Genomic DNA, 12,030 nt, shown 5'->3' on the forward strand with positions numbered 1-12,030 from the left:
TTATGACCCAAGCCTTACCAAAAATAGTTACCTTTGGCGAATTTATCACCTGGTATCCTGAAAACTCTAGGGTACGCTATGAATTGCACAATGGGGAAATTGTTGAAATGTCACAGCCTACAGGGAAACTTGAAAGGATAAAAGGATTTTCGACGGCTGAATTGACTTTAGAGTTTAGACGATTAAATCTCCCCTACTTTATTCCCAATCAAGCAATTGTGAAACCACCAGAAAGAGAATCAGGTTATTTCCCTGATGTATTAATACTAAATGACGTTGCTTTAGTTGATGAACCTTTTTGGGAAAAGTCTTCTACTGTTACTAAGGGTACATCAATTCCTTTAGTTATTGAGGTTGTCAGTACCAATTGTCGCGATGATTATTATCTGAAACTTGCTGATTATGAAGAAATGGGTATACCCGAATATTGGATTGTTGACTATGCAGCATTGGCAGCTAGGAAGTTTATTGGTAATCCCAAACAACCCACTATTTCAGTTTATCAACTAATTGACGGAGAATACCAAGTTAGTCAGTTTATGGGTAGCGAACGTATTATATCTCCTAGTTTCTCTGAGTTAATTTTGACAGCAGAACAAATTTTCAACGCTGGTCAATAATAGTGAATTCACCGAACAGGGAAAAAGTAAAAATTTAGAGGATATTTGAAAAGTTTTGGGCGAATATAATTCGCTACTACACAAACTCTCGTCCGCCTGCGCGGACTAACCAAAAACTAAGTCTTTCAAACCCACGGAGGTGGGTTTCGTCTGTATAGCCGCGATTTGTAAGATACTGTTGATCAATTCACGGTGGGTTTGGGTTTGATCCCTCACCCCTAAAACCTTGGTTTGGCGCTCCTTTCCCGCCCTGAAATAAATTTCGGGCTAATAGCTCAAGTCCGTTTCAACGGACTTAAATCAGAGTAATCAGGAATGATGAGTTAGACCCCCTATTAATTCGCCAACAGTATCTTTGTAATCGCCGGGGCTAGTATTAATTTGGAATTTTCAAATAACCTCTTAAAAGGCACTGTTGACGTTAGGTTATCATCAGAACCTCAGTCAACTTTCGCATGTCTATAGTTAATACACAGAATAATTCCTATTAACTCTGATAAGTTGTACTTTTTGGGAGATGTCAAGCCACTCATATTTTCGCTACAAGAAAGAGAGAGGCTTTACAGGATGGTGACAAGCAATGGCAGACAAACCCCAAGAAGTAAAAGTGAATAAATCAGTTAATTCACCCAGAGAAACTTCAGAAGTAGGAATCCAGACTCAATCATTGATAGAAAATGAACCGTCTGTATTAGAGTCTTTGATTAAAACTGTTGCTCAGACTGGCCAAGCAGTTTTAGACACAGCAGTAGGAGTGGGAGAAGCAACGGCAAAAGAAACACATAAGTTTATTGAGCAAACAACTCAAAGCAGCGGTCAGGTTGTGAATCGCCTCAGCGAAAATTGGCTGATTAGAAAACTATCTGGAGTCTTAAATCTCAATTGGCTAATTAGTGATACTAACCTAGTTGATTTAGAACAAGCAGAAGCGGCGGTAAATAAGCTCAAGAAACAGTATCCCAATGAATCACCCAGCCAGCTTGCTCACCGAATCATGGTGGAAAAAGCAACTAAAGCAGCCACGGTTGGACTAGCTACTAGTATTTTGCCAGGAATAGCAGTGGCATTGTTGGCAATTGATTTAACAGCCACAACAAAATTGCAGTCAGAAATGCTTTATCAAATTGCATCTGTCTACGGGCTAGATTTAAAAGATCCTGCCCGCAAAGGTGAGATTTTGGCAATTTTTGGATTGGCTTTGGGTGGAGGACGTTTGTTGAAAGCTGCGGGATTAGGCTTGTTGCGAAATGTGCCCTTAGCGGGTGCGGTGATTGGAGCTAGTTCAAATGCAACGATGATCTATTCATTGGGTTATGCTGCTTGTCGATTTTACGAAACCAAGCTGGATGAATCAACATCTCTGGCATCGCCTCAGACATTGGCAACATTAAAAGCCGAAAGTGAAAAATATCTAGAAAGTGCGATCGCTCAACAAGCCATCACGGATCAAATCTTAGTTCACATGATCCTTGCTAGTCATCCAGAAAAGACTTGGAAAGAAATTTTACCAGAATTAAAAGCTCTAAACCTAACTCCTACCTCGTTGGATGCCATTGCCCAAAATATCAAATCACCTCAGCCTTTAGATATATTACTCAATCAACTGAATCGTGATTTTGCCATACCCTTATTGGCTCAGTGTTACAAAATTGCCCACCTTGACAATCAGATTACACCAGTTGAGCAAAAAATAATCGAAGCGATCGCCAGCAAATTTGACATTGACACAAATAAAATTGGGGCATAGGGCATTGGGAGGTGTAGGGGGTTTGGGAGGAGAGGGAAGCAAAATTCTCATCTCCCCACACTCCCTCATCTCCCCAATCCCCAGTCCCTCCCCATGAAACCAGAATTTTGAGCAATACTGGTACAGGAAGGAATATTTACACAAAATCCCAAAATGACAATTCAACCTAGTGACAAGCCTTTGCTAGAGTGGGCAGGCGATAGTTTGGCAATTGGATTATTTGAAGATGCAGTAGAGTTAACCGGAGAACTGGCTACTTTAGATCAAAAGTTTGCTGGGGTTTTAAAAGAACTAATTGCTGAAGAAGAATTTAAAGGTAAAGCCAACAGTACTATTTTCACCCGTGTAAATGCTGGTAGCCCAGTGCGGAAATTGATTTTGGTAGGTTTAGGCAAACCAGATGGACTCAAACTAGATACTCTGCGCCGTGCGGCGGCGGCTGTAGCCAGGGTAGGAAAAAAGCAAAAAAGCAAAATTTTGGGATTTAGTTTTCCATTATGGAACAACGATCCAGCAGCCAGTGCCCAAGCGATCGCTGAAGGTGTAGAATTGGCACTTTATCAAGATACTCGCTTTAAATCCGAACCAGAAGATAAAGGTTCACAAATAGAAAGTATAGATTTATTAGGTTTTGGTGGACAAGAAGCCGCGATTACCCGCGCTCATCAAATCGTTTCCGGGGTAAATTTGGCACGGCAGTTAGTAGCAGCGCCAGCTAACGCGGTAACACCAATTACTTTAGCGGAAACTGCTCAAGCGATCGCCAAGGAGTACGGTTTACAACTGCAAATTCTAGAACGGGAAGACTGCGAAAAGCTGGGTATGGGTGCTTTTTTAGGAGTCGCCCAAGCTTCCGATTTGCCACCGAAATTCATTCACCTAACTTACAAGCCAGAAGGCACACCTAAAAAGAAATTAGCAATTATTGGTAAAGGTTTAACCTTCGACTCCGGCGGACTCAACATTAAAGGCGCTGGTAGTGGCATCGAAACTATGAAAATTGATATGGGCGGTGCAGCGGCAACTTTGGGTGCAGCAAAAGCAATTGCTCAAATTAAGCCAGACTCAGAAGTTCACTTTATCTCGGCAGCGACCGAAAACATGATTAGCGGTCACGCTATGCACCCTGGAGACGTTCTTACAGCATCAAACGGCAAAACAATCGAAGTGAACAACACCGACGCTGAAGGACGTTTGACCTTAGCAGATGCCTTGGTGTATGCCGACAAATTGGGATTAGATGCGATCGTTGATTTAGCCACCCTGACTGGTGCCAACGTCATTGCATTAGGTGAGGATATTGCTGGTTTGTACACTCCCGATGAAGGTGTAGCTTCCCAAATCGAAAAAGCTGCGGAAACTTCAGGAGAAAAAATTTGGCGGATGCCAATGGAAGAAAAATATTTTGAAGGGCTAAAGTCTGGTATCGCGGATATGAAAAATACAGGGCCGCGTCCAGGTGGTGCAATTACCGCAGCCCTTTTTCTCAAGCAATTTGTCAAACAAACCCCTTGGGCACACATAGATATTGCTGGCCCAGTGTGGACAGATAAAGAAAATGGCTACAACGGCGCAGGGGCAACTGGCTACGGCGTTCGGATGCTAGTTGATTGGGTGCTGGGTGCTGGGGAGTAAGAATTTTAGATTTTAGATTTTGGATTTTAGATTGAAATTTAATCCAAAATCTAAAATTCAAAATCCAAAATTGAATTGCCCCATGCCCAATGCCCTACTCCCTACTACCGAACAATTCGTGCTATCTTGAGCTAGCCAGCAAAAATTGTTGCAATCGTAACAGAAGTAATTTGGCGGTCAGAAAGTTAAGCATTTTCGGCAAAGCCATCTGGTAAAATTTGTAAGGTTTCTAGAAGCTGTGAGCAATGGGATCGACTCGCATACGGATCGCAATTGACGCAATGGGAGGGGATCACGCACCCGCTGAAATCGTTGCTGGCGCATTGCGAGCAAGAGAAGAATTGGGTGTAGATATATTGTTGGTTGGTGATCCCCAACAAATAGAAGCTGCCTTGCCATCAAAAACAAGTTTAGGGCAGGTGGAGATCGTGACTGCTGAGGAAGCGATCGCTATGGATGAGGAGCCTTTAAATGCAGTTAGACGCAAACGCAAGGCTTCGATCAATGTGGCGATGGATTTAGTTAAGCAGCAAAAGGCAGATGCCGTATTTTCTGCGGGTCACTCTGGGGCAGCGATGGCATCAGCTTTGCTCCGCTTAGGACGGTTGCCAGGAATTGATCGCCCAGCGATCGGGACTGTTTTTCCCACGATTATTGCTGGTAAGCCAGTGCTAGTACTTGATGTCGGCGCAAATGTAGATTGCCGTCCCAAGTTTTTAGAGCAGTTTGGTGTTATGGGATCGGCTTACAGTCAGTATGTCTTGGGTACAACTGAACCAAAGGTGGGTTTGCTAAATATCGGTGAAGAAGACTCTAAAGGCAATGATGCAGCCGTCCGTGCCCACCAACTGCTACGCGAAAATTCTCAAATTAATTTTATTGGCAATGCCGAAGGGCGTGATGTGCTTTCTGGCCGCTTTGATGTAATTGTCTGCGATGGCTTTGTCGGCAATGTATTATTAAAATTTGCCGAAGCTGTTGGAGAAGTGATTCTGCAAATTCTGCGAGAAGAATTACCCCAAGGATTGCACGGTCAAATCGGTTCAGCACTCTTAAAACCAAACCTAAAGCGCATTAAGCAGCGAATGGATCACGCAGAACATGGTGGCGCATTGCTGTTAGGCGTGGCAGGAGTCTGTTTTATCGGTCACGGTAGCTCACAAGCCCCTTCAATTTTTAATGCAATTCGCATGGCCAAAGAAGCTGTTGATAACCAGGTGATACAACGAATTCAGTCCCAATACATCCTAGAGCGCGAGAGCAGTTAGTCATTGGTCATTGGTCATTAGTCATTGGTCATTTGTAAAGGACAAAGGACAACTGACAAGTGACAAAGAACAAAGGACAAAAGACAAAGGACAAAAAGGCTGATAGCTTGGGGGATTAGGAGTGCAAAACTTAGGCGTAGCAATTACCGGAAGCGGCTCTGCAGTACCAGCAACTTCCTTACACAACCAGATATTGAGTGAAGTAGTTGAAACATCAGACGAATGGATTACCACAAGAACGGGAATTCGTCAACGGCGATTAGCATTGCCATCTGAGTCCTTGAGTGTACTCGCCACTGCCGCCAGTAGTCAGGCGATCGCATCTGCGGGCATTAAACCAGAAGACCTAGACCTGATTCTACTGGCAACTTCCACCCCTGATGATTTGTTTGGTAGTGCTTGTCAAGTTCAGGCTCTATTAGGAGCCACCAACGCAGTAGCCTTTGACTTGACAGCTGCCTGCTCCGGCTTTGTATTTGGTCTGGTGACAGCAGCCCAATACATTAGAACTGGTACCTACAAAAATGTACTTTTGATCGGGGCAGATATCCTCTCTCGCTGGGTAGATTGGCAAGATCGGCGCACTTGTGTGTTGTTCGGTGATGGTGCAGGGGCAGTAGTATTACAGGCTGCCAAAAGCGATCGCTTATTAGGATTTGCACTTAAAAGTGATGGTACTCAAAACCATCACCTCAATCTTGCATACACAGGCGCTTCCCAAGAACTACTCCCTAATGTAAATATCACCAAAGGCACTTACCAACCGATTACGATGAACGGCAAAGAAGTTTACCGCTTTGCTGTCCAAAAAGTGCCAGAAATTATAGATAAAGCCTTGTTCCAAGCCAACCTTAGCGTCGATCAAATAGATTGGCTGCTGTTGCATCAAGCCAATCAACGGATTATCGATGCCGTTGCCCAACGCCTGAATGTCCCCGAACATAAGGTTATTAGTAATCTCGCCCAGTACGGCAACACCTCAGCTGCTTCCATCCCCTTAGCTTTAGATGAAGCGGTACGGCAAGGTAAAATTAAACCCAATGACATCATTGCTGCATCAGGCTTTGGCGCTGGTCTTACCTGGGGTGCAGCAATTTTTAAATGGGGAAGATAATATTTTGTCCTTTGTCATTTGTCCTTTGTTAATGACCAAGACTTCTCTACGAGAGGCTGCGCCAACGGCAAAGCTCAATACAAATGACCAATGACCAATGACCAATGACCAATGACTAATGACCAATGACTAAAACTGCATGGGTGTTTCCCGGACAAGGTTCCCAAACACTGGGAATGGGAATGGACTTATTAGATATACCTGCCGCTAAAGACAAATTTGCCCAAGCCGAAGAGATTTTGGGCTGGTCTGTAATCGAAATCTGTCAAAACGAAGAAGAAAAGTTATCACAGACACTATACACCCAGCCAATTCTTTATGTGGTAGAAAGCATTCTTGCCGATCTTCTGGGCGAACAAGGACACCAGCCAGATTTAGTTGCTGGTCATAGTTTGGGAGAGTATACTGCCCTTTACATTGCGGGTGTCTTTGAGTGGTCAGCTGGTTTATATCTAGTAAAGCGTCGTGCAGAACTCATGGATAGTGCCTCTGGTGGGATGATGGCAGCTTTGATCAACTTTGACCCCGAACAGTTAGAAAAAGTAATTTCCCAAACACCTGATGTAGTGCTGGCAAATGATAATAGTTCAGGTCAGGTAGTAATTTCAGGCACGACTGAGGCTGTACAAGCGGTGATGACTCAAGTTAAAGCAAAGCGTGCAATTCCGCTAAAAGTTTCTGGAGCATTTCATTCACATTTAATCGCACCAGCAGCGGCAGAATTCCAAGATATTCTAGAATCTGTGGAATTTCAGCCAGCGATTGTGCCAGTGTTGTCTAATGTAGAACCAATTCCGTCTATTGATGCCGAGATTTTAAAGGAACGCCTTAACAAACAAATGACTGGTTCTGTAAGATGGCGAGAAATTTCTCTACAACTCCCAGCTAACGGTATCCAGCGAGTGGTGGAAATTGGCCCTGGTAAAGTCTTAACTGGCTTGATTAAACGTAATAGCCCCGATTTAATATTAGAAAACATTCAGAGTGCTGCTCATTTACCAGACTCAGTGCTGAGTCCTGAGTAATAGGCATGAGCAGGATAATTTACACTTAAGTCGATAGCGATCGCAATTAGACAAATTCTATAATGTCTGTTAATTAAGAATATTGATGGAGGAAAGGTGAGATGAGCGATGTCGGACGACAAGCCACTGGAGTTGTACGCACGCTTGGGCATCAGAAATCAGCCACATCAACTTTTAGCAATCCTGCCCTTGCCTCCTCAACTATTCCTACACTAGCTTCTCCAACACGTGGCTTTGGTTTACAAACAAATAGTGATTCAATCCAAAGGGTAACTGAGGCATCAATTGACCTTCAAGAGGTGCGGTCTGTTGATGAGCAATTATTGGAACCACAAGCCATCAAACAACAGCCCCTTAATCACGACATTAGTCGTATATCCTTGCATCGTCCCCAGGCAAAACTTACAGTTGGTGCGCCAGACGATTATTATGAGCAGGAAGCCGATAAAGTCGCCGACCAGATCATGCGAATGGCTCAACCTGAACCCATAGGTTTACAAAATACACAGACTCAAGACCAAGTACAAACTAAACCTCTAGCAGCGGCTATAACTCCCTTGGTGCAACGGGAAGCAATGCCAGAAGAAGAAGAGGAATTGCAAACAAAGCGATCGCCACAACTCGCTACCAATGGCAGCTTCCAGACTGAGGATAATTTTGAGACTCGACTAAACAGCAGTGAAAGTGGAGGCAGCCCGTTACCAGATGCAGTACGCTCCTTTATGGAACCGCGCTTTGGTGCTGATTTTAGCCAAGTACGGGTACATACAGGTAATGAATCGGTACAGATGAATCGGGATTTGAATGCCCAGGCATTTACCCACCAGCAAAACATTTTCTTTGGTGCAGGTAAATCACCAGGTAATGATGCCTTAACCGCCCATGAACTGACTCATGTAGTGCAGCAGACAGGTGCAGCCCAGAGAAAATTAATTCAACGAGCAATTAACCCTACATACGACCTGACTCACGGTACTTTTGAAGTCAATGCTACACCAAACGGGGCGAGTCTACCGATTACTATTCGTTTCAAACCCAAAACCACCGCTCCCTACTCTAACCAAATTGGACTGATTCAAATTGTGCGTTTGACAAATGCTACAGGCACAAACGTCGAACCTCAGTCTTTACCTGCGGCTCGTGGTGCTAGCCTACGCACCACCGCTGATGCCACCACAGGAGTTGAGGGCGGATATTTCACCGATGTATTACACAATGATGCACCTGCCCACGGTGGTACAGGAACCAATGCCCCAGCTGGAAGTGCTTTACCTGCTCAGTATCCCTTTGGCAACGATCCAGCTCAACCTAATCCGGCAACCCCTGGACTTTCGCGGCCTTCTTCCAGTGGTGCAAGCGGAGCCACTATCGGTTACAAACGCTCCGATGACCCCACCGATATCAAAGCCGCAGAGCTAACCGACGCTCCTGGAGGGGCTGGTGAGTTCAACTTCGACTTTCAGACGGTGGCTAGGGGAGAAGACACCATGACAACTTATGGTGCGCTTCATTGGGGCTTCCAGATTCGTGCCGGGAAAGTTGAGAACGATCAAGCATCAGCACAGGATGGGCAATCTGCCACTTTCGATGCGGCTCTGGAGAAACATCGAGATTTTTACGTACACGAACCAGTCATTTTCTACTTTGATTTCGATAGCGACCAACTAAGTTCCAGCGAAACAGGCAAAATCGATACATTCTTGGATTACCTGCGGCGCTTCCCGGACGTAAAAGTTACTCCCGAAGGTTTCGCTGACAGACGCGGCGGTGCTTCTCAACACAACCTGGATTTATCTTTACGCAGAGCGCAGGCAGTTGGAGCAGCCCTGCGTGCTAAGGGTGTAGCTGAAACTCAAATTAGTGCTGTAACTATCGGCTCTGGATCAACCGAAGACTTTACCCCAGATGCCACTACTAACCAAGATAAAGAAGCAAATCGTCGAGGCAATCGCCGGGTTGTTTTGAGCTTTCAGCATGTGCCAGCAGCAGCACCAGCCGGTGGAGGAGGAGCGACACCGTGATCTGGAGAACGGCAGGAATATTCATGACAGTTTTGATACTGGTCGTTGGAGGAAATTTGTATATGAATAATCAAGACGCGACTGCAACACATGTAGAGCAGATCAAAGCACGGCTCTACTCCACAGATCAAGACACTAGCGGTTTAGCTCTAGGTGAATTGATCCGTTTAGGCAAACAAGCTACCCCCATTTTGTTGGAAGCCTTGACTAATTCCAATCCCCGTACCCGTCGTCTTGCTGCTGAGGGATTGAGCGAAATTGCCGACCCTGCCAGTGCTGATGCTTTGTTCCAAGCTACCCATGACACTAATCCAGAAGTACGCGCCCGTGCTGCCACTGCTCTATACACATTAGGGGATAAACGTGCATTGGCTGCTTTGGTTGCTACCCTTGATGATTACCCTGATATACTACACAATCCCTACACAGCTTCGATGTATCCTTTAATGCGAGGGGGGAAAGAAGTTTTGCCTTTGGTTGTTCCTTTGCTGCAAGCACCCAATGATTTGACTCGTGAACGGGCTTTTTTGATTGTTAAAGCTGTGGTGAGTAAGTTACCCCAAGGACATGACTGGAATAAGTTGTGGCAGAGTTTAGGAAGTTATGATCCTGATGGGCCACAGGCAGAACGCGATCGCTCTGCTCAACAATGGGAGCAATGGCTGAGTAAATAATTACTATGGTATTAGCTGTAGCCAATTTTAAGACATTGACTAGGGAGCATTCCAATTTTGCAAGAACATGTTTGTAATTTTAGCGTTAGCGGGGCGTTTAGCCCATTCTGACTTCTGAATTCTTCTTCAAAAAACTTCAGTAAAAAATGAATTAGACAGATATTTGTGCCGGAGGAGGGTTGTAAATATTCATAAAAAAGTGTGTATAGGATAAATATTTGAGATAGCCTTCTGTAAGTTACAGCAATTTTCAAGTGAATGAAGTAGAAAATGCAGAACTCAAAATTAGACTAAAGAGTTTCTACTTCCTGCCTAGAAACCCATAACTTTGTACTTCATATAAAAGAAAACTGCTTTAATTGCAAAAAAATTAAGTATACACGCCTCACAGCTAAGTATAGTGGTGGTAAATTTCTATAATTTTATTTAGATTTTAGCAAAGAAAATTAGACTGATACAAAATTGGATAATTTCTGCTGATAAATAGACTGATATAATTCTGGAGAAAACTATGATATTAGAAACAAAAAAAACAGAGCCGACACCGAAAAATTCTACTTTCGAGACTCTTGAATCTCAGTCAGAATTTGATTGGAGAAAATGTTGGTATCCTGTGTGTTTTCTCCAAGATTTTCCTATAAATCGCCCCTATAGATTTTCATTATATGATGAGCCCTTTGTTTTATTCAAAAACATTGATGGAAAGATAATTTGTTTAACAGATCGTTGTGCCCATCGTGCAGCTAGACTGTCTGATGGACAAATTATTGATGGTAGAATAGAGTGCTTATATCATGGTTGGCAATTTGGCCAAGATGGTAAATGTCTGCATATTCCCCAGTTATCAAAAGAAGCAAAAATTCCTGTTAGTGCTTGTGTATCATCCTTTAAAGTTATAGAACGTCAAGGAATTATTTGGATTTGGGCTGGTGAAGCTGAAGCCGCTGTTGATGAGTTAATACCAACTGTACCAGATTGGGATAAACCAGGATGTTTTAACTTAGATTACATGCGAGACTTACCTTATGACCAAAGCTATTTTATTGAAAACGTTATTGACCCCGCGCATATTCCTATTAGTCATGAGGGTATATTTAGCGATCGCACTGAAGCCCAACCACTAGAAATAGAAGTCCTTGAGAGTTCCCATCAAGGAATTCGTGGAAGATATCGAAAGACAAAAAACCCCAATCAGCCCTGGCAATTATTAGATTTTGTTGCTCCAAACTTAGTTCTTTACAGACTTGGCAACGAACAGGAAGGTAGAGTTTTGGGAACAGCTTTGTATTCAATTCCCCTCGGTAGAAATAGATGTCGGATTCTCGTCAGAAATTATAGTAACTTTTGGGATTTGAAAACGAAGTTGATGCCTCCTTGGCTAGATCATATAATCACCCGTAACAAAGTCTTGGAAGGTGATTTGCAAATAGTTGTTGAACAAAAGGCACAAATTGAGCGGTTAGGAAAAAAATTAAAAGAATTGTATTTACCGCTCAAAACATCAGATACATTAGTCGTTGAATATCGCAGGTGGTTAGATAAATACGGCTCATCTTTGCCTTTTTATCAAGGTTTTTCCACTGCCAAAAATATTGATAATAGCGAGGAGAATAAACATTTAAAAACCTTAGACCGATTCTCACAACACACACTTATTTGTAATTCTTGCAACCAAGCTTATCGCTTAACCAAACGATTACAACAAAGCTGTATAGGAGTTGCGATCGCTTTCGCAGCTATAGCAATACTTACAGATACTTCTGGAATAAAAATAGCCGCAGTATCTACTTCTATAACATTAATTATTTTGGCAGTTATGGCTCAGAGACTCAAAACTCAATTTGAGGATTCCTATACTCGCCATGAATAAATTGGTGTTGCACTAACTCACCAAAACAGTGCTGAGTGCTGAGTAACAAGTGCTGA

General features: G+C 43.4%; 9 protein-coding genes. All 9 read left to right on the top strand.

All coding sequences use genetic code 11. From position 1 onward, the window contains the following. The first annotated feature begins 2 nt into the window (after nucleotides 1-2). Entirely contained in the window at nucleotides 3-620 is a 618-nt protein-coding gene (locus tag FD723_RS21095; protein ID WP_179067095.1) for a Uma2 family endonuclease, read from the top strand. Nucleotides 621-1,200: 580 nt separating this feature from the next. Continuing rightward, entirely contained in the window at nucleotides 1,201-2,367 is a 1,167-nt protein-coding gene (locus FD723_RS21100) for an EcsC family protein (protein ID WP_179067096.1), read from the top strand. Nucleotides 2,368-2,520: 153 nt separating this feature from the next. Then, nucleotides 2,521-4,002 carry a leucyl aminopeptidase gene (locus FD723_RS21105; RefSeq protein WP_179067097.1) on the top strand — a complete coding sequence of 494 codons (1,482 nt, stop codon included), beginning with the start codon at nucleotides 2,521-2,523 and terminating at the stop codon, nucleotides 4,000-4,002. Between the two features lie 245 nt (nucleotides 4,003-4,247). Beyond that, nucleotides 4,248-5,270: a phosphate acyltransferase PlsX gene (gene plsX / locus FD723_RS21110; RefSeq protein ID WP_179067098.1), complete on the top strand. Its 1,023-nt coding sequence runs from the start codon at nucleotides 4,248-4,250 to the stop codon at nucleotides 5,268-5,270. A 121-nt stretch (nucleotides 5,271-5,391) separates the two neighbouring features. Continuing rightward, complete coding sequence (locus FD723_RS21115; RefSeq protein WP_179067099.1) at nucleotides 5,392-6,384, top strand: beta-ketoacyl-ACP synthase 3; 993 nt, start codon at nucleotides 5,392-5,394, stop codon at nucleotides 6,382-6,384. Nucleotides 6,385-6,509: 125 nt separating this feature from the next. Then, nucleotides 6,510-7,409: an ACP S-malonyltransferase gene (gene fabD / locus FD723_RS21120; protein ID WP_179067100.1), complete on the top strand. Its 900-nt coding sequence runs from the start codon at nucleotides 6,510-6,512 to the stop codon at nucleotides 7,407-7,409. A gap of 101 nt (nucleotides 7,410-7,510) precedes the next feature. After that, nucleotides 7,511-9,430 carry a DUF4157 domain-containing protein gene (locus tag FD723_RS21125; protein WP_179067101.1) on the top strand — a complete coding sequence of 640 codons (1,920 nt, stop codon included), beginning with the start codon at nucleotides 7,511-7,513 and terminating at the stop codon, nucleotides 9,428-9,430. Nucleotides 9,431-9,492: 62 nt separating this feature from the next. Next, entirely contained in the window at nucleotides 9,493-10,104 is a 612-nt protein-coding gene (locus FD723_RS21130; RefSeq protein WP_179067102.1) for a HEAT repeat domain-containing protein, read from the top strand. A gap of 511 nt (nucleotides 10,105-10,615) precedes the next feature. Beyond that, nucleotides 10,616-11,974, top strand: a complete 1,359-nt coding sequence (locus FD723_RS21135; RefSeq protein WP_179067103.1) for a Rieske 2Fe-2S domain-containing protein — start codon at nucleotides 10,616-10,618, stop codon at nucleotides 11,972-11,974. The last annotated feature ends 56 nt before the right edge of the window (nucleotides 11,975-12,030 follow it).

The organism is Nostoc sp. C052 (genome assembly GCF_013393905.1).
Taxonomy (GTDB): Bacteria; Cyanobacteriota; Cyanobacteriia; order Cyanobacteriales; family Nostocaceae; genus Nostoc.

What these genes read in the sequence shown, in the direction of transcription:
- FD723_RS21125 (WP_179067101.1), top strand. Translation starts at nt 7,511, where the DNA reads ATGAGCGATGTCGGACGACAAGCCACTGGAGTTGTACGCACGCTTGGG.
- FD723_RS21100 (WP_179067096.1), top strand. Translation starts at nt 1,201, where the DNA reads ATGGCAGACAAACCCCAAGAAGTAAAAGTGAATAAATCAGTTAATTCA.
- FD723_RS21135 (WP_179067103.1), top strand. Translation starts at nt 10,616, where the DNA reads ATGATATTAGAAACAAAAAAAACAGAGCCGACACCGAAAAATTCTACT.
- FD723_RS21095 (WP_179067095.1), top strand. Translation starts at nt 3, where the DNA reads ATGACCCAAGCCTTACCAAAAATAGTTACCTTTGGCGAATTTATCACC.
- fabD (WP_179067100.1), top strand. Translation starts at nt 6,510, where the DNA reads ATGACTAAAACTGCATGGGTGTTTCCCGGACAAGGTTCCCAAACACTG.
- plsX (WP_179067098.1), top strand. Translation starts at nt 4,248, where the DNA reads ATGGGATCGACTCGCATACGGATCGCAATTGACGCAATGGGAGGGGAT.
- FD723_RS21105 (WP_179067097.1), top strand. Translation starts at nt 2,521, where the DNA reads ATGACAATTCAACCTAGTGACAAGCCTTTGCTAGAGTGGGCAGGCGAT.
- FD723_RS21130 (WP_179067102.1), top strand. Translation starts at nt 9,493, where the DNA reads ATGAATAATCAAGACGCGACTGCAACACATGTAGAGCAGATCAAAGCA.